Below are 18033 nucleotides of genomic sequence, written 5' to 3' on the forward strand. Positions count from 1 at the left end.
ACCGCAACCGTACCGCAGACGGGACGTGCGCGAGACGGACTCGAACCGTGACCCGCGTTCGCCGGGACCGACCTCCCGGTCGGTGGGGAACCATACCGGGGATTGATTAGCTCTCACGCGAATTACCGTGAAAACAACAGCGAACCCGGTCGGGGCGTGGGTGCGACCGGAGAGAGGGTACCAGTGAACACGGACTCAGCGAGCGAGCGAGGGAGCGGCGTCGACCGGCGACAGCTGGCGCTGGTCGGGCTGAGCCTCGTCGGCATCGTCGTCGCGGCGTTTCTCGCGCCGCCGCCGGCCGTACCGGGTGGCGTGGAGGCCAGTCCGTCCGGCGACGACGTGCAGCAGGCCGTCCCCACCGCCACGTCGACCGACGAGGACGCGAACCGAGCGACGCGGCGCACCGACCGAGACGGCGGTCGGGTGACCGGGAGCGGCGACCCCATCCCGATTCCCGGTGACGAACCGCCGGCCGCGGAGGGGTGTGGCGTCGTCGTCGAGCGCCGGCCGACGCCGGGCTCGCTCCTCACGGTGCGGGTGTATCAGGACCTCCGGCCGGCCGCGTCGACGCGCGTCTGGTTCGACGACCGGTACGTCGGTCGCACCGACGACGACGGGCGGGCGACCGGGCGGGTCCCCTACCAGCGACAGTTGAACGTGACCGTCGAGACGCCGGGCGGGGCTCCGTGTGAGTTCTTCAGGCGGACGGCGACGGACAGCGGCTCGAATCGGCAGATCGAACCGCTCTCTGCGTCGCTGGTCGGGCCGACCGCGGCCGTCTCGGCCCCGGTCGCCGCCGACCGACAGGCGCGGGCCGGACGGGAGACGCCAGTCGCCCAGCGGACGCCAGTCGCCAACTCGACGGGACGCTACGGCGTCGGCGGGCGGGTCAACGTGTCCGTCGTCGGCGATCCGTATCCCGGATCGACGGTCACGCTCGTCGCGGCGGTCGAAAGCGCTCCGATGCGGCACGCGAACGTGTCCGTCGCCGGCGAACACGCGGGCCGGACGGACGGGGAGGGGAGATACCGGCTGACGGTGCCCGACCGCGACGCCGTCTCGGTCACGGTCCAGCGCGGGGCGTTCGACGGGAGCAGGCGCGTCGACGTGCTCGACCTCAGCGTGCGCGTCGATCCCGGCGAGGGCCTGCCGGTCCCGGGCGAAACGGCGTCGGTCACCGCGACGAGAGGCGGCGAACCGGTCGCCGACGCCACGGTGACGGTCGGCGGGCAGGACCTCGGGGCGACCGGACCGAACGGCTCGCTCGCGGTCGCGCTCCCCGCGAACCCGGCGGCGACGGTGACGGTCGCGACGGAGCGCCAGACCGCCGCTACAACGCTGTGGTCCGTCTACGCGTGGACCATCGTGGTGACGGCGGTGCTGCTCGTCCTGGCGGCGGTGACGGTCGCGGCCGCCGCGTTCCTGTACGACCGCGGCGCGGCCCGACGGCTCGGAGTCGCCTGGGCGGCGTTCGACGTGGTCTACCTCGCGTTCGTCCTCTGGGAGCACGACGGACTTGCCGTCGCGCTCGGCGCGGTCGCCGTCGCTGCCCTCTATCGATACCGGACCACGGCCGCGTCGGGCGGCGAATCTGCCGTCGCGGTGCTCGCCCGAATCACTGACTGGTCCCGGCGGACGGCCCTCCGCGTCGCGACGGGCATCGAATCGGCGCTCTCACGGCTGGGTCGCCTCGCGGCCCGCGCCGCGGCGTGGCTCCGTTCGCTTTCGCTCTCGCCGTCGTCCCTCGGCGGGCGACTGGGGCGCTGGCTCCGCTCGGTGGGTCGCCGAACCGTCGCCCGCTTCAGCGCCGCGTTCACCGTCCGCCGCGCCGTCGTCGTCGGACTATCCGGCGCGAGCGTGGCGCTCTCGGCCGCCCGCTGGGGCGTCGGCGGTGGCCTGACAACCGTGGCCGCGCTGGCAGTCGTCGGCAGTCTCGCCCTGCTCTGGCACCGGCCCGGGGACTCGTCGCCGACAGACCCCGAACCTGGAACGACAGAGACAGGCGAGAGAGTCGAACCGTCGGCCGAGCCCGACGACGCGCCCGCGTCGCTTCGCGCGCTCTGGCGGGCGTTCGCCCGGTGGATCGCGCCGCGCGGCTGGCGAACTCGGACGCCCGCCGAGGTGTCGCGGGCCGCCATCGAGCGCGGACTACCGCGGGAACCGGTAGAGGCGCTGACGCGCGCCTTCCGCGAAGTCGAGTACGGCGGCGCGCCGACCGAGAGCCACCGCGACCGCGCTCGCGCCGCCTTCGACGCGCTCGTCGCCGCCCGCGAGCGGGAGGACGAGCGATGAGGCGACGCGCGGTCGTCGTTGCGGGCACCGTCGCCGTCGGCCTCGCGCTGGTCGCCGTCGGCGCGTTTCTGGCCCTCGCTGGCGCACCCCGGCCACGGGCGGACGGACCGGGAGCGTTCGGCGCGGTCGTCGTCCTCCTCGGCCTCTGTGTCGCCGGCTGGAAGCTCTGGCGGCGCCCGGACGGCCCGGCGGTTTCGCCGGCTCCGTGGTGGGAGGCGGACGAGTTCGTCTCCGACCCGCCGGAGGCGGCGCCGGCCGACCAGCGGATCTCCGGGACCGCGATGGTCGAACACGTCGAGTCGGCGGCCGCGCGGGCACGCGACGGAGCGCCGATCGCGGAGAGCCTCGACCCGGTCCGCGAACCGCTCCGGACGGCGTTGGTCGACGCACTGGTCCGGGGCGGCCGTGACCCCGACGACGTGCGAGACGACCTGACCGCGGGCACGTGGACCGACGACCCGGTCGCGGCGGCGGTGCTGGACGAGGCTGTCACGCCCGCGGATCGACCGTTTCGCGCACGCGTTCGCGCCTGGCTGTTCCCGGAGCAGGCCGTCCGCCGCCGGAGCGCGCGGGCGATGGCCGCCGTCGGGGCCGCGACCGACGAGGCGCTTCCGGCGGTCGTCGGCCAGCGCGCCCCGCGCTCGGTGCCCGTCCTCGCTCCGACCGTCGACGACCTCCGGCGCGCGGCCGACGGGAGCCTCCAGCGGTCCGTCGACGGCGCGCTGACCCGGCGCGAGTTCGCGGGGGCCGAGCGCGAGCGTGCCGACGGAGACCGGCGGGCCGACGAGACGGGACCAGTCGACAGGAGCGAATCGCCGACCGACGTCGCCGGCGACTGGAGCGACGTCGGCCCGGAGGTGTCGGACTGATGGCCCGCAGACGGCCGCGGTGGCGCGGAGCCGTGGCCGCTGCAGTGGCACTCGCCGGGGCGGGTCTCTGGCAGGGGAACGGCACGCTCCTGCTGGCCGCGACGCTCCCACTCGGATACCTCGCTTACGGGGCGGCCTCCACCGCGGCGGTCCCGGACGACCTGGTCGTCTCCCGCTCGATCGAGCCGTCGACGGCCCCGCCGGGACGCCCCGTCTCCGTCGCGCTGACGGTCAGAAACGAGTCCGACCGAACGCTCTCCGACGTGCGGGTCGTCGACGGAGTTCCGACCGATCTGGCGGTGCTCGACGGGTCGCCCCGGGGCGGCGAGACGCTGGCGGCCGGGGAGGCGTTCACGCTCGACTACACAGTCGTCGCCCGGCGCGGTGAGCACGGTTTCGACTCGCCGCGAGTCCGCGTTCGCGGGACCGGCGGCGGCGCGATTGCGACCGCGGTCCGGTCCCCCGAAGGCGACGACGCGCTCGTCTGTCGACTCGATGCCGACGCACCGCCGCTGTCCGACCGGGGGAGCGACCGCGTCGGCCAACTGGCGACCGACGACCCCGGCGACGGCTCCGCGTTCCACTCGACCCGGGAGTACCGCCGGGGCGACGACGCCGGCCGCATCGACTGGCGCGGCTACGCCAAGCGCGGGACGCTGGCGACAGTGAACTACGAGCGGTGGGTGTCGACCCCGGCAGTGTTCGTCCTCGACGCCCGCGAGCAGTCGCGGGTCGCCGCCGGCCCCGGTCGCCCGTCGGCCGTCGAACTCGGAGCGTACGCGACGACGCGTGCCCTGGCCTCGCTGCTGCGCGCCGGCCACCGGGTCGGCGTGGCGGTCGTGGGCGTCGACGGCGACGGCCCGGCGGGCCTGACGTGGCTCGAACCCGGCGACGGACGCGACCACCGGGCGCGTGCGCTCTCGCTTCTCGAATCGGCCGCCGACGCGGCCGCGAGCGGAAGAGGCGAGGAAGCAGAGACGAGCGCGGCCGAGGCGGGCGAGACGGTCGACGCCGAGCGGCAGTTCAGGAAAGTGCTGGACCTCGCGGGGCCGCGGACACAGCTCGTGGCGGTCTCGCCGCTCCTCGACGACGAGCCAGTTCGCGCCGTCGAGACCTGGGCGAGGGTCGGCCGCCCGCGGACGGTCCTCTCTCCCGACGTGACCGCCGCGAACACGGTCAGCGGGCAGTACGAGCAGGTCCGTCGACGGACCCGGCTCGCGCGGTGTCAGAGCGGCGGCGCGCGGGTCATCGACTGGCGGCGCGGGACGCCGCTGGCGCTGGTTCTGGACGCCGCCTTCGCCGTCGAGGCGCGGCGGCCTGACGGGCGCGTCCGCCCGGGAGGTGGCGGCTGAATGGTCGTCGGCCCGCGCCTCGACACGCCCTCGGCGGTCGGCGACGAGGGGCGGCCGCGGGCGACCAGCCTCACGCTCGCGGCGCTGCTCGTCGTCGCGTTCACGCTGGCGACCGGCGTCCTGTCCGGTGACCCGCGGCTGTTCGCCGGCGTCGCACTGCTGACTGGCGTGGCGACGGCGGGCGTCGCGCTCCTCGACCGGGACGCGCTCGGACCGACCGTCGCGGGGCACCTCTGTTTCCTCCCGGCGGCGTCGGGCGCCCTCGCCCTGTTCGTCTCGCTGCCCGTCGAGACGCCCCTTCTGCTCGGCGTCACGCTGGCGCTGGTCGGCGTGACGACGGGCTGGGCCGACGTGTTCGACGGCGAGACGCTGGCGTCGGCGACGACGAGCAGCGTCATCTCGTACTTCTTCGGCGTCGTCGCGCTGATACTGCTCGCCTTCGTCGCGGCCCTGGCGTGGCTCTGCTGGACGGCCCTGACGACCGCGGCCGGCGGGGCGTCCCCGGCGGCGAGTCTCGCAGGGCTGTTCGTCCTCACGCTCGCCGCCGCGGCCTGCGCGTACTTCGCGGTCACGCAGCTCCCGCTCGTCCGGCTGGCGGCGCGGAGCCGTCGAGACGCCGCCGCGCATTCGGTGGCGCAGGTCAAGCGCGCGCTTCGCCTCGTGGCGCTGCTGGCCGGCGCGGCCGCGCTGGCGGCCCCGCTTGCGGTCCTGTTCGTGCCGGTCGGACAGGCGCTGTCGAGGCCGCCGGGAAGCGTCGTCCTCGGTCTGGTGTCGTCTCCCATGGTCTTCGTATCGCTCGCGGGTATCGCGCTGCTCGCGCTCCTGTCTGGGCTGAGCGCGGTCGTCCTCCGAAGGCTCACCACGGAGTTCGACGCGTCGTCGACCAGGACCGTCGGCGCGGCCGTCGCGGCGGTCGGCTACCTCGTGTTGCTCTCGCCGTTCGGACTGCGCCTCGGCGTCGGCTCGACCCTCGGCCCCGTCGCGGTGTTCTTCGGCGCGCTACTGCTCCCGCTCGGCGTGTTCGCGGTCGCCGTCCTCGCGCTCGTCGCGCTCAGGCTCGGCCTCGTCCCCGAGCGTGCGGGACCGTCGGCGCTGACCGCCGCGGGACTCGTCTGTGCGAGCGTCGGCGCGGCGCAGGCCGGCCTCCCCTCGCTCCTGGTCTTCGCCGGCGTCGCGGCCGGACTCGTCGCGTGGGACGTGGGAACCTTCGGACTGGGCCTGACGGCCGAACTGGGCCACCGCCCGGAGACCCGGCGGCTGGAGCTGTACCACGCCGCGTTCGCCGTCGGCATCGGCCTCCTCGGCGTCGCCGGGGCGTCGGCGCTCGAACTCGCGAGGCGGTCCGTCGGGACGGTCATCGGAACGCCGGAGACGATGGGCATCGCCGCCATCGGCGTCCTCCTGCTGCTCGCACCGCTCCGCGGGTGACACGCGCCGTGATTTCTCGCGACGAGAGAGTGCATAGATTCATGACCGACGAGTGCGAGAAAAACCCATGGCCGAGTCACCGAAGGCACTGAGCGTCGAGGCGGCGTCCGACCGCTGTCTGGAGATCGTCGAGCGCGTCGAGGAAGCGGTCGTCGTCGAGCGGCGGGTCCTGTTCGAGACGCTCGCCGCGGTCCTCGCGCGAGGGCACGTCCTCGTCGAAGACGTTCCGGGCACGGGCAAGACAGTCCTCGCTCGGGTCCTCGCCGAGTCGCTCGGCCTCGGATTCAACCGCCTCCAGTTCACGCCCGACCTCCTGCCGGCCGACGTGACCGGGTCGAACGTCTACAACGAACACGACCGGGCCTTCGAGTTCGCCGAGGGACCGGTGTTCGCGAACGTCCTCCTGGCCGACGAGATCAACCGCGCGCCGCCGAAGACCCAGGCCGCCCTGCTGGAGGCGATGGAGGAGGGCCAGGTCAGCGTCGACGGGACCACGCGCGACCTCCCGGACCCCTTCGTGGTCATCGCCACGCAGAACCCCGTCGAGCAGGAGGGGACCTTCCGACTGCCCGAAGCCCAGCGCGACCGCTTCAGCGTGAAGACCTCGCTCGGGTATCCCGACGTGGACGGCGAGATGGGGCTACTGGAACAGCGGGCCAACAGACGGACGATCGCGCCATCGGTCGAGCCGGCGGTCGACCCCGAGACGGTGCGCGCCCTGCGGGACCTGACCGAGGACGTGCGCGTCGACACCAAGGTCCGGCGCTACATCGTCGACCTGGCCCGGCGGACGCGCGAGGACGATCGGACCCGTATCGGTGTCTCGCCGCGGGGCGTCCAGCGCGTGTTCGAGGCCGTCCGCGCCAGCGCGGTCATCGGCGGCCGAACCTACGCTACGCCGGACGACGTGAAGCGGCTCGCGACGGCGACGATGGCCCACCGGGTCGTCCTGACGACCGAGGCCACCGTCGAGGGCATCGAACCGGCCGACGTGATCCAATCGGCGCTGTCCGCCGTCGACGTGCCGGCCGTCTCGCCGGACGCGCCGTCGGTCGGAGAGGCCGATTCGGAACCGGCGGAGGCGAGTGACGAGACCGCCGCGGACATAGCGGACGCCAGTTCGGCGCCCGCGGAGACGCGCCGCGCCGGCCTCTCTGGCGACGATACCGACCCGCCCGCGGACGCGGAGGAGTGACGACCGCCGGACCGGTCGCGTCGCCGACGGCCGAACGCCTTTACCCGCCGGGACGGCGAAGGGGAGGCATGGAGAGCGAACGGAACGTCCTCGGCGGGGAACTGAGCCCCTGCTCGACGGACCCGATGACGGGGTTCATGCGGGACGGGTACTGCTACCCGCTACAGCGCGATCCCGGCCGTCACGAGATCTGCGCGGTGATGACCTCGGAGTTCCTGGAGTACAGCAAGGCCCAGGGCAACGACCTGGTGACGCCGCGTCCTGACCTGAACTTCCCCGGGCTGGAACCGGGCGATAACTGGTGCGTCTGCGTCCCGCGCTGGATCGAGGCCCACGAGGCGGGGCGCGCGCCGCCGGTGAACATGGACGCCACGAGCGAGGACGTACTCGAGGACGTGACCCTGGAGACGCTCGAAGCCAACGCCGTCGGCCCGGACTCGGATCTCGGAGACGAATCCGATGACGACGCCAGCGACTGACCGCGAGCGCGAACGACTTTTGAAGCTCCGCCGCGTCGGTGCGGCCGTGCAACTGGGGAGGGCCGAGCGATGAGCGAGGATCGCGTCCGCGGTGTCGTCGTCGAGGCGGCGGACCCGAAGACCGTGAACACGCAGTACGGCGAGAGCGAGCTCTGTGAGCTAACGATCCGGCCGGAGCGCGGGGCGGGCGAGCCGACGACGGTGACGCTGTGGGGCAAGTGGACGGAGACCGGCGAGGTGGTCGAGCCGGGCATGGAAGTCGCCGTCTACAATCCCGACGAGCGGGAGTATCGGGGCGAACAGCAGTACTCCGTCGGCGGCGACGCCAGCCTTGTCGTGGAACCGGACTTCCTCGTCGACGTGACCGACATCCGGTCGTGGGTGCAGTGCCCCCGGATGTACTACCTCAACAAGCTCGACGGCGCGGACCACGCCTACCCGCTGGTGAAGGGGACCGTCGTCCACGAGGTGTTCGGCGACCTCCTGCGGGGCCGGGACCTGGACGAGGCCATCGCGGAGCAGGTCGACGCCGCGGGGCTGTCTATCGGCCTGCTCGGCCGCGAGGCCGACGAGGTGGCCGGCGACGTTCGCGACCACGCGGCGGCCATCCAGGGGTGGCTCCAGCAGGGGACGCTCACGGAGTCTGACGAGTGGCGCTCCGAGATGACGCTCATCTCCGAGCGCTTCGGCATGAAGGGGCGGGCCGACGCCGTCCGCCGGGGGATGCCCGTCGAACTCAAGACCGGCAAGAACACGAAACGCGAGCCGCGCTTCCAGGACAAGATCCAGGCGACCGCGTACGCCCTGATGCTCGGCGAGCGCGCGGCGGGTGACGGGAGCGCGGTCGAGGCCGCGCCCGACACGGGCACGCTCCTGTACACGAAGAACGCCGCCGTGGACCGCACCGAGGAGAGCGGCGACCTCTCGCCGGCCAAGGAGTTCTCCATCGGGAGCGGCCTGCTGAACTACGTCGTCCGCGCCCGCAACGAGATCGCGGCGATGGAGTACGACTCGTCCGTGCCGACGGGCTACGAGGCCAACGCGAAGTGCGAGTACTGCTTCGAGCAGGACACCTGCATGGCCGTCTCCGGCCGCCTCGGCCAGGAGTCGAAGGCCGGCCAGGTCGGGCGGGCGATTCCGGCCGAGGAGCGGGCGTACTTCGAGCGGTTCTACGAGGCCATCGAGGCCGAGCGCCGCGCCGTCCACCGGGAGTACGCGAAGCTCTGGGAGCAGACGCCACAGGAGCGCGCCGACGACGACCGCGCGCTCGTCGACCTCGAACCGACCGGCCGCCGTGAACTCGACGGCGGCCGCTGGGAACTCCGCGCGAAGGCCACGGGGGCCGTCTCGAAGATCCGCGAGGGGAACCTCGTGCTCGCCAGCGACGGCGACCCGGTGACGGGGAACGCCGAACTGGCCCGCGTCGAGCGCCTCGGAAACGAGGCGCCACGCGCCTCGGATGACGGGAACGGCACCGCCGTGAACGACGAGGTCGTCGTCACCGCCGACGAGCCGCTGGACCTCCGTCGGCTCGACGTGTACCCCTCGGAACTGACGACCGACCGCCTCGAGAACGCGCTCCACGACGCGCTGTTGCTCCAGTCCCCCGAGCAGAAGGACGTGCTGTTCGGCCGTCGAGACCCCGAGTTCGAGGCCGTCGAACGGACGTTCATCGACAACAACGACGCCCAGAACGAGGCGGTCCGACTGGCCGTCGGGGCCGAGGACTTCGCGCTCGTCCACGGCCCGCCCGGGACGGGCAAGACCTACACGCTGGCCCGGATGATCCGGGCGCTGGTTGAGGGCGACGGGCGGGACGGGGACGGCGGCCAGCGCGTCCTCCTCTCGGCGTTCACGAACCGCGCGGTCGACAACCTCTTGGAGGCGCTGGAGGAGCAGGGCTTCACCGACATCGTCCGCGTCGGGACCGAGAGCGGTGTCCGCGACGACATGCTGGAGTACCGCCTGGAGACCAGCGGCGACCCCGGCGAGTGCGCCAGCCGCCTCCAGAACGCGCAGGTGGTCGCGGCGACGACGGCCACCTGCGGGGGCACGACGCTCCAGACCCAGGCGTTCGACGCGGCCGTCGTCGACGAGGCGGGCCAGCTGACCGAGCCGGGGACCCTCGCCGCGACGACGCTGGCCGACCGCTTCGTCCTCGTCGGCGACCACCAGCAGCTCCCGCCGGTTGTCCAGTCCGAGGACGAGACGCTGTCGACCTCCCTGTTCGAGCGCCTGATCGACGCCCATCCCGACGCCGGCGTCATGCTGGACCGCCAGTACCGCATGGCCCAGCACATCCAGGCGTTCGCCTCGCGAGAGTTCTACGACGGGCAGTTGCGGCCCGCGACGGGCGAGGTGGCCGCCCAGCGCATCGACCACCTCGACGGCGTCTCGCTGGACGCGCTGCCAGCGCACCTGCGCGACCGCGTCTCGTTCGTCGACCCCGACGGGAGCCAGCGAGGGAACACGAACCCCGCCGAAGCCGACGCCGTCGCCGAGGTGGTGGCGGCCTACCGCGACGCCGGCGTGCCGGCCGACGACATCGGCGTCATCGCGCCGTACCGTGCCCAGGTCGCGGAGATCACCAAACGGCTCCCGGACGTGGCCGTCGACACGGTGGACCGCTTCCAGGGGTCGAGCAAGGAGGTCATCGTCGTCTCCTTCGTCGCCACGGGCGCGCTCGACGGCCCCATCTTCGAGGACTACCGGCGCATCAACGTCGCGCTGACGCGGGCGAAGAAGGCGCTCGTCCTCGTCGGCGACGCCGACGCGCTGGCGACCGACGAGGTGTACGGCCGGATGGTCGAGTGGGCGCGCTGACTACTCGTCGTCAGTCGCCGTTTCGTCACGAGTCGCGGCTTCGTCATCAGCCACCGCTCCGTCGTCAGTCTCCATCGGGTCCTCGCTCGCCATCGCTTCGTCGCCTGTCGCCGCTTCGTCGTCCGCCACTGCTTCGTCTGCGTTCGGGTCGTCACCGACATCCGCGTCGTCGGCCGTCGACTCGCCCCGCCGCCGCATCGCGATGTGAGCGGTGAGGCGGCGCCGGAGTTCCTCTCTGAGTTCGACCGCCACTTCCTCGTCCAGGTCGTACGCTCGTGCGACGCCGCCGAGCAGGCTCGACGAACTGGCCGTGTCGGCTCCGACCGTCGCCAGGTCGCGGCGGCGCTGGAACGGCGACCGGGTGACGAACACCGTCTGGAGCCGGTAGTACGGGACGAGACGGGTGGTCCGCCGCCAGAAGCCGCTCCGCGTCGCGAGCACCGAGTCGTCGAGGTCGAACCCGCGGTGTCGCCAGCGGAGGTGCGCGGCCGGCACGACGGGCAGAAAGAGCGCGAGCGCGAGCCACCAGTACCCCGTCTCGAAGACCAGCGAATCGGCCGCGTACGCCACGGCGGTCAGCCCGGCGGCGGCAATCGAGAAGCGGGCGACGTAGCGCCGACGGGCGCGCTCCGGCGGTCGCTCGAAGTCGAGGTCTCCGAACGGCTCGACGTCGCGGGCCAGTTCGGACACCTCGTCGCGGGCCGCGAGCGGCACCGCGACGCCCTGCGTGGACTGCTGGTCGCCGCCGCTGTACCCCGCCGTCTCGACGGCGAGCGAGGCGTAGCCGAACCGCCGCATCAGGACGTTCTCGCGGACGGTGAGGGTCTGGACCTTCTCCAGCGGGATGTTGCCGCTGTAGCGCCGCAGGAGGCCGCGCTCGTAGCGGAGGTCGCCGTTCGCGCGCGTCAGCCGGAAGCCGTGGTACTCCACGACGGTCAGGGCGACGCTGACCGCGAGCGCGAGCAGGAGGAACTGCGTGAGCGTCACGGCCGCGAAGACGAGCAGTCGGGTCCCTTCGGGCGACCCGAACAGCCAGGGGCGCAAGGCCGCACTCACGCCGACGAGATCGGCGTTGAACCGCAGCACGACCCGGACGAGGTCCATCCCGAGCGGCAGGCCGGCGAGCGTCAGGACGGGCGCGGCGGGCCGCACCGAGACGACGGCGTAGGTGAGCAGTTCGCGCCAGCCGAACTCGAACAGGAGGTCGCCGTCCGGCTCCGAGTCGGGGGACGCGGCGTCGAGCGCGCCGGTCGGCTCGCCGGGGTCATCCCCCGCGAATGCGTCGTCCGTCGTCTCGCCCGCGTCTGACTCACCCGCGCCAGTCCGGGCCGCGTCCGTTTCGACCCTCGATTCGGCGGCCGTCTCTCTCTCGCGGCGGCGGACGTAGTTCCGCAGGCGGTCGACCTCCGACTCGTCGACCGCGTCGAGCGTGGCCTCCGTCGCGCTCCCGCCGGCCGTTTCGAAGCGCACGACCGCGAGTCCGAGGAGGCGATTGACGACGTTCTGCTCCACGTCGACGTTCTGGACGCGGCCGAGCGGGATCTGGCGGGACTGCCGGGCGAACACGCCGGACTCGACGCTGAGCGTGTCGCCGTCGAGTTCGTAGCGAAAGCGGAGGTAGCGCGCCAGGGCGTACCCGCCCCCGAGCAGCGCCCCGAAGACGGCGACGAGCGGGACCGAGAGCGCCGGGAGGAACGCCGTTCCCGCGCCGACGGAGCCGGCGAAGAACCCGAAGAACGCGCCCTGGAGCGCGCCGCGTGCGACGCGGACGACGGCGCTACGCGGATGGAGCCGCGTCATACCGCGTCGGTGGCCTCGCTCTCGATTGCGAGGTCGCGGAGCCGTTCGCGCAGTTCGGTCGCTCGCTCGGGCCGGAGGCCGGGAATGGTGATGTCAGCGCCCCGCGAGCCGGCGGTGTAGACGACCACGCTCGCCAGGCCGACAGACCGCTCGATCGGGCCGCGCGTGGTGTCGACGTGCTGGACCCGGACGTACGGGACGGACGTGTCGGTCCGGGTCACCACCCCGCGTATCAGAAAGAGCGCGTCGTCCTGTAGCTCGAACCGCCAGATCCGGTGGGCGAGCAGCGCGCGGCCGACACCCGCGAGGACGAGAACGAGCCACCCGGCGGCGATGGCCGTCTGCGGGAGCGCGACGAGGAACCGGTCGACGGCGAACGCGACGGCCGCGAGCACGGTGGTCCGAACGACGGACGACAGCGCCCACAGCAGTCGCACGCGGGGGTGGAGCCTCTCCATACCGGGTTCGAGGGGCCGGCCGCGGATTAACGGTTGGGCTTCGACCGCGGGAGTCGGCCGCCGCGCCCGGCGGATATCCCAGGGGTGGTGGTCTCAGGCGCGCTCGTTCACCCGCTCCGCGAGTCGCTCGCCCGGCCGGCGGAGGTGGCCGCTCTCGACCTCGTAGACGTAGCCGCTCACGGTGACGTTCTCCGGGATCAGGTCGTGGTTCTCCAGGTACTCCACCTGGGCGGCACAGGCCACGTCGACGTCGTCGGTCATCCGGACCCACTCCTCGATGGACGCCGCGCCGATGTTCAGTTCGGGGAGCGACGGGTCGAGCGTGAGGTCAGAGAGGTCGCCGTTCACCGCCGCCTGGAAGCCGTCGACGATGGCCTCGTCGGACGCGCTCATCATCCCGCAGTCGGTGTGGTTGAGGACGATGATCTCCGTCGTGTCGAAGAACTGCGTCGTCAGCGCGGCCGACCGGATCACGTCGTCCGTTACCTTTCCGCCCGCGTTCCGGAATATCTGTGCGTCCCCGAGCGAGAGGCCGAGCACGTCTTCGACCGGAATCCGCTCGTCCATGCACGCCACGACGAGCAGTTGCTTGTCGGTCGGTATCCCTTTCCGACGGCGGCACGCCCAGTCGTCGCGGGCGTCGATGTCCGATTCGACCGCCTCGCGGACGCGTCCGGCCTCGGGTTCGTCGCGGTCGTGGGCCTCGTCGCTCGCGTGAGTGTGATGTGGCATTCCATGACAGGCTTAGTGGGCGCGGCCCATTACTATTCCCACGCTAGCGGGAACCCGAAGCGGCGTCAATCGTCAGTGACGACCGCCTCGTCTCCGGTATCATCGTCGATCTCGTCGAGGACGCGACGGTGGAACTCCTGGAGCACGGCTGACTCGTCCTCGGCCAGCACCACGTCGCTGGCCATCAGCGTCGCGAGACCGAAGGCGCGCGGCGAGGGCGAGTCGACGCGGGTCCTGACCACGTCCACCGCGCCGTCCCGAACGGCCGAGAGGACCGCCTCGACGGCCTCGACGTGGAGCTTGTCCTCCAGAATCTCCCGGTAGGTCTCCTCGACGACGGCGAACTCGCCGAGGTCCTGTGCGAACCCGAGCAGCATCTCCGAGGAGACCTGCTGCTCGCTGGCGGACTTCTCGTAGCCCTTGTAGCGCTTGAGGATCATCAGCGAGCGCGTGGCGTTGATGCGGAAGTACCGCTGGAGCAGGTCCGTCCCGTCGAGGCTTGCCCGGAGGTCCTCGCGGACCACGTCGGGGTCGATGTCGGTGAGGATGCGCTCGACGTCGACTTTGCGATTCAGCGGCATCGAGAGGGTGAAGCCGTTGTCGGCGACGGCGACCTGGACGTTCGCGCTGGCCGCCTGCGCGATGCGGTAGGCCAGCAGCCGCGAGAGGCCGTCGTTGAACCGCCGGCCGTAGTTCGAGTGGACGTGGTAGCGCCGCTCGTACTCGTCGTGGTCCAGCGCCTCCTCGATGACCAGTCGGTCCGAGGTGGCGACGCTGTCGGCCCCGGCGTAAGCGACCTGCTCGCGGAACATCCGCGCGATGGCCCGCACGCTGTTCTCGTCGACGGGGAAGGTCCGGAGCCAGTTGCGCACCTCGGACATCCCGCCGGCTTCGAGTCGGTCGAGCAGGCTCCCCTGGAAGTCCAGAATCTCCCGGCCGAGGTCGTACGACAGCGGCAGGCGCTCGGAGAACCACGAGGGGACCGTCGGCCGCGCCGCCGTCCGGTCCACGTACACCTTCGACCCGCGGCGGTAGCGGTACTCGAAGTTGTCGCCACCGAGGACGAACACGTCGCCCGTCTCCAGCGTGTCGAGGTAGGACTCGTCCAGCTGGCCGACCCAGTCGTCGCCGCTGCGGGTGACCACGTCGCAGGTAAAGGAGTCCGGAATCGTACCGATGTTGGTCATGTAGATGACGCGGGCGAGGCGGCCGCGCTTGCCGAGCAGCGGTTCGCCGACCTCGAACTCCTCGTAGTGGTACTCACCGTCGGGCGGGTCGTTCTCGTCGCGCCACACTTTGGCGTAGACGTTCTTGTCCTCCAGGCCCGGATAGTCCGCGGTCAGGTACCGCATGAGCTGTTCCCACTCGCCGTCCGTGTAGTTCCGATAGGGGTACGCCCGCCGCAGGACGCCCTGTACCTCTCGTTCGGGCCGGACGCGGTTGATGGCCATGCCGTAGACGTGTTGTGTCGCCACGTCCTGGGCCTTCTCGGGGACGAACACCCGGTCGACGAAGCCCGACTCGGCCTTCTGGAGCATCACCGCGCACTCCACGAGTTCGTCGCGGTCGAGCGCGACGACGCGGCCCTCGACGGTCTCGCCGAGCTGGTGGCCCGCCCGCCCGATGCGCTGGAGGAGCGCGGCGACGGACTTGGGGGACCCGACCTGCACCACCAGGTCGATGTGGGGCATGTCGATGCCCAGTTCGAGGCTGGTCGAGGTCGTCACCACGTCCAGCGTGCCGGCTTTCAGCGACTCCTCGACCTCGCGGCGCTTCTCCTTCGAGAGCGAGCCGTGGTGACAGCCGGAGTTTGACTCGTCGTAGGCGTCGAACTTCTCCCGGAGATTGTGGAGCACCCGCTCGGCTCCCGACCGGGTGTTCGTGAACACCAGCGTGTTCGTGTGGGACTGGACGTGCTCGTGGAGCTGTTTGTAGAACCGCTCGGTGACGATGTCACGCGGCGTGTTGATGAGGTCGTCGGCCGGACACGACAGTTCGACGTCGAAGTCCCGCGAGAATCGCGTGTCCACGATTTCGTAGTCGCGGGGCGCACCGCCCGGTTCCCGGCGGCCGACGAGGAACTCCGCGACGGTGTCCAGCGGCTCGACGGTGGCCGAACAGCCGATGCGCGTGGGCGACTGGTCGACCATCTCCTCCAAGCGCTCCAGCGACACCGAGAGGTGCGTCCCGCGCTTGTTCTCGGCGAGACTGTGGATCTCGTCGACGATGACGTACTCGACGGTCTCCAGTTTCTCCTTGAACTTCGGGGAATTGAGGAGGATGGCGAGCGTCTCCGGCGTCGTGTTGAGGATGTGCGGCGTCGTTTCGAGCATCGCCTGGCGCTCGCTGTCGCTGGTGTCGCCGTGGCGGATCGCGTGGCGGATGTCCACGTCCTCGCCGCGGTCGTCGAGCTTCGCCGTGATGTCGTCTAGCGGCCGTTCGAGGTTCCGATGGATGTCGTTGGCCAGGGACTTCAGCGGCGAGACGTACAGGCAGTACACGGAGTTCTCCAGGTCGTCCGCGCGGGCCTTCGCGAACAGTTCGTTGATGATGCCGGTGAAGGAGGCGAGCGTCTTGCCGCTCCCCGTCGGCGCGCAGATGAGGGCGTTCTCGCCCTCGTGAATCAGCGGGATGGCCTCCTTCTGGGGCGGCGTGAAGAAGCCGCCGTTGCCCGGGACGAACTCGCCGAACTGCTCGACCCACCACTCCCTGACGACGGGCGCGAGCAGGTCTAGCACGTCGCCGTCGTCGATGTCGACCGCGTCCGGGTCGAACTCCGTGTCAATCGCCGCCAGGCGCTCGCGTCCTCCCATCGTCGGCTCTTGTCGGGCAGTAGGGCCGACGCGGCAAGTGGGTTCCGCTGTCTCGGGGCGGGCGCGCGCCGTTCGCGGCCGCCGGGCGTGACTCAAACGGCGCTGTGAGGTTCCACGAGATTCATTACGCTGGGCGGCACTGGAACGGATATGTCCCTGCTGCCCTCTCGCGGTCCCGACGCGAGCACCTCACAGGACGGGAAGCTCCAGGTCGTCGGGGTCGACGAAGACGTCTCCGCCGTTCTGGACGCCCTCTCCTCCGAGACCGCCCGGGAGATTCTCAACGCGGTCTACGACGACCCGGGCACGCCCTCCGAACTGGCCGACCGCCTCGGCATGTCGATCCAGAAGGTGTCCTACCACCTGGAGAAACTGGAAGACGAGGAACTCATCGCCGTCGCCGGGACCCAGTACTCCGAGAAAGGCCAGGAGATGAAAGTGTACGAGCCGCCAGACGACCCGCTCGTCCTGTTCGTCGGAACGCGGGAGCGAAAGCGCTCGCTCCGCTCGCTGGTCCAGCGGGTGCTCCCAGTCGTCGGGATCCTCACGGCGGCCAGCGTGATGATGCAGGTCCTCCTCGGTCGCGTGCCGTTCCAGCTCGGCTCTCCCGGCGCTGGCGACGCCGGCACGAGCGGCGCGGGATCTGAGAGCGACGCTGGGGCGGGCAGTGGGCCGACGACCCAGACGGAGGCGGCCCGGGAGACCCCGCCACCGGACGGCGGCGACGGCGGCTTCCACATCGCCGAGGCGACCGAGACGCCCGCGCCGGCGACGGAAGCGCCGGCGACGCCGGAACCGACGCAGGCCGAAGCGATGACCGAGCAGGCGCGACAGCTGACCACGGATGCGGCGGCCGGCGGCGGCTTCGGCCTCGAACCGGGCGTGGCGTTCTTCCTCGGCGGCCTGCTGGTGGTCTCGCTGTACGTCGCGTACTGGGCCTACTCGGAGTACCGCTGAGGGTTGTCAGACCGACCGTTCGGCCACCAGGACGCCCGCCTGCTCGGTGACCATCTCGACGGCCGTCAGCGCGTAGCCCGCGTCCGTGAACGCGTCGGCGAGCAGCCCGACCGTCGCCGGGTCGTCGACCGCCGGATCGTAGAAGGGGGCGGCAGTGTCGTCGCCGAACAGCATCACGTCGCCGAGGACGATTCGGCGCGGCTCCAGCGCGGCGAGCGCGTCGATGGCGTCGCGCTTCTCGTCGTCGCCGAGGTGGTGCATCGCGAAGTTCGACGTGACGACGTCGACCGGCCCGTCGACGTTGGGGTCGCGGAACCGGCCCTCGCCGAAGGCGACGTTCTCGACGCCGCCCTCCGCGGCTTTCTCGCGGGCCTCGTCCAGCATCCCCTCGCTGATGTCGCGGCCGAGTACCTCGCCGGCGTCCGGGGCGAGGGCGAGCGCGATCGCGCCCGTCCCCGTGCCGATGTCGAGGACGACGTCGTCCGCGTCGGGCGCGGCGTGCTCGACGACGAAATCGACGCAGGCGCGATACGCGTCGGAGTCCTGACTCTCGTCGTAGTCGGCGGCGTGTTCGGAGAACCGTTCCGCGTGCTCGTCGAGTGACTTCTTCATAACCGGCCTTCGCCGCGCTCGTACAAGTGGGCTGGCATCCGCGGACACGGGACCGTTCCAACCGAACTACTATCGCTAAAAATCGGTTTTGAGCCACGAGTGGACTTTTGCTATCCCCCGTCGAAGCACGAAGTGCGCCGTCGACGGGTGACTTGCCCCGACCGAGTCCGCCCTGGTGTCGTCCCCGCCGACGGCCATCCCCCGCCCTCTCTCCGCTGACGCG

At 71.6% G+C, this 18033-nt stretch carries 13 protein-coding genes; 8 read left to right on the forward strand and 5 right to left on the reverse strand.

Annotated features, from left to right (window positions below; translation table 11 throughout):
- Positions 1-183 precede the first annotated feature (183 nt).
- From GM656_RS12240 to GM656_RS12270, 7 genes are all read left to right on the forward strand, one after another.
- Positions 184-2292, forward strand: a complete 2109-nt coding sequence (locus GM656_RS12240; RefSeq protein WP_162413965.1) for a DUF4129 domain-containing protein — start codon at positions 184-186, stop codon at positions 2290-2292.
- Positions 2289-3161 (forward strand): DUF7269 family protein, encoded by an 873-nt coding sequence (locus GM656_RS12245; RefSeq protein ID WP_162413966.1) that lies wholly within the window; start codon positions 2289-2291, stop codon positions 3159-3161. The genes GM656_RS12240 and GM656_RS12245 overlap by 4 nt, the downstream gene beginning before the upstream one ends.
- Positions 3161-4513, forward strand: a complete 1353-nt coding sequence (locus GM656_RS12250) for a DUF58 domain-containing protein (protein ID WP_162413967.1) — start codon at positions 3161-3163, stop codon at positions 4511-4513. Before GM656_RS12245 ends, GM656_RS12250 begins: the two co-directional genes overlap by 1 nt.
- Positions 4514-5941 (forward strand): DUF7519 family protein, encoded by a 1428-nt coding sequence (locus GM656_RS12255; RefSeq protein ID WP_162413968.1) that lies wholly within the window; start codon positions 4514-4516, stop codon positions 5939-5941.
- Between the two features lie 67 nt (positions 5942-6008).
- Positions 6009-7136, forward strand: coding sequence for an AAA family ATPase (locus GM656_RS12260; RefSeq protein ID WP_162413969.1), 1128 nt, complete (start codon positions 6009-6011; stop codon positions 7134-7136).
- Positions 7137-7204: 68 nt separating this feature from the next.
- Positions 7205-7615, forward strand: a complete 411-nt coding sequence (locus tag GM656_RS12265; protein WP_162413970.1) for a DUF2237 family protein — start codon at positions 7205-7207, stop codon at positions 7613-7615.
- A 69-nt stretch (positions 7616-7684) separates the two neighbouring features.
- The gene (locus GM656_RS12270; protein WP_162413971.1) at positions 7685-10438 is read left to right on the forward strand and encodes an AAA domain-containing protein; all 2754 of its coding nucleotides are present in this window, start codon (positions 7685-7687) and stop codon (positions 10436-10438) included.
- On the opposite strand, the gene GM656_RS12275 is transcribed toward GM656_RS12270, so the two are convergent.
- The 4 genes from GM656_RS12275 to GM656_RS12290 all read right to left on the reverse strand — a co-directional run bounded on the left by GM656_RS12275 (position 10439) and on the right by GM656_RS12290 (position 16241).
- The gene (locus GM656_RS12275; protein ID WP_162413972.1) at positions 10439-12238 is read right to left on the reverse strand and encodes a PH domain-containing protein; all 1800 of its coding nucleotides are present in this window, start codon (positions 12236-12238) and stop codon (positions 10439-10441) included.
- Positions 12235-12696, reverse strand: a complete 462-nt coding sequence (locus GM656_RS12280) for a PH domain-containing protein (protein ID WP_162413973.1) — start codon at positions 12694-12696, stop codon at positions 12235-12237. The genes GM656_RS12275 and GM656_RS12280 overlap by 4 nt, the downstream gene beginning before the upstream one ends.
- A gap of 93 nt (positions 12697-12789) precedes the next feature.
- Positions 12790-13428: a beta-class carbonic anhydrase gene (locus GM656_RS12285; RefSeq protein WP_162413974.1), complete on the reverse strand. Its 639-nt coding sequence runs from the start codon at positions 13426-13428 to the stop codon at positions 12790-12792.
- A gap of 65 nt (positions 13429-13493) precedes the next feature.
- The gene (locus tag GM656_RS12290) at positions 13494-16241 is read right to left on the reverse strand and encodes an ATP-dependent helicase (protein ID WP_162413975.1); all 2748 of its coding nucleotides are present in this window, start codon (positions 16239-16241) and stop codon (positions 13494-13496) included.
- Positions 16242-16391: 150 nt separating this feature from the next.
- Between GM656_RS12290 and GM656_RS12295 the strand changes: the two genes are divergently transcribed.
- Positions 16392-17198 (forward strand): helix-turn-helix domain-containing protein, encoded by an 807-nt coding sequence (locus GM656_RS12295; protein WP_162413976.1) that lies wholly within the window; start codon positions 16392-16394, stop codon positions 17196-17198.
- A 6-nt stretch (positions 17199-17204) separates the two neighbouring features.
- On the opposite strand, the gene GM656_RS12300 is transcribed toward GM656_RS12295, so the two are convergent.
- On the reverse strand, positions 17205-17810 hold the full coding sequence (locus GM656_RS12300) for a class I SAM-dependent methyltransferase (RefSeq protein ID WP_162413977.1): 606 nt from the start codon (positions 17808-17810) through the stop codon (positions 17205-17207).
- Positions 17811-18033 lie beyond the last annotated feature (223 nt).

Source organism: Haloarcula salina (assembly GCF_010119195.1).
Taxonomy (GTDB): Archaea; Halobacteriota; Halobacteria; order Halobacteriales; family Haloarculaceae; genus Haloarcula; species Haloarcula salina.

Coding starts and splice junctions, on each gene's coding strand:
- GM656_RS12265 (WP_162413970.1), top strand. CDS start 7,205: ATGGAGAGCGAACGGAACGTCCTCGGCGGGGAACTGAGCCCCTGCTCG.
- GM656_RS12295 (WP_162413976.1), top strand. CDS start 16,392: ATGTCCCTGCTGCCCTCTCGCGGTCCCGACGCGAGCACCTCACAGGAC.
- GM656_RS12290 (WP_162413975.1), bottom strand. CDS start 16,241: ATGGGAGGACGCGAGCGCCTGGCGGCGATTGACACGGAGTTCGACCCG.
- GM656_RS12275 (WP_162413972.1), bottom strand. CDS start 12,238: ATGACGCGGCTCCATCCGCGTAGCGCCGTCGTCCGCGTCGCACGCGGC.
- GM656_RS12285 (WP_162413974.1), bottom strand. CDS start 13,428: ATGCCACATCACACTCACGCGAGCGACGAGGCCCACGACCGCGACGAA.
- GM656_RS12255 (WP_162413968.1), top strand. CDS start 4,514: ATGGTCGTCGGCCCGCGCCTCGACACGCCCTCGGCGGTCGGCGACGAG.
- GM656_RS12280 (WP_162413973.1), bottom strand. CDS start 12,696: ATGGAGAGGCTCCACCCCCGCGTGCGACTGCTGTGGGCGCTGTCGTCC.
- GM656_RS12245 (WP_162413966.1), top strand. CDS start 2,289: ATGAGGCGACGCGCGGTCGTCGTTGCGGGCACCGTCGCCGTCGGCCTC.
- GM656_RS12270 (WP_162413971.1), top strand. CDS start 7,685: ATGAGCGAGGATCGCGTCCGCGGTGTCGTCGTCGAGGCGGCGGACCCG.
- GM656_RS12250 (WP_162413967.1), top strand. CDS start 3,161: ATGGCCCGCAGACGGCCGCGGTGGCGCGGAGCCGTGGCCGCTGCAGTG.
- GM656_RS12300 (WP_162413977.1), bottom strand. CDS start 17,810: ATGAAGAAGTCACTCGACGAGCACGCGGAACGGTTCTCCGAACACGCC.
- GM656_RS12260 (WP_162413969.1), top strand. CDS start 6,009: ATGGCCGAGTCACCGAAGGCACTGAGCGTCGAGGCGGCGTCCGACCGC.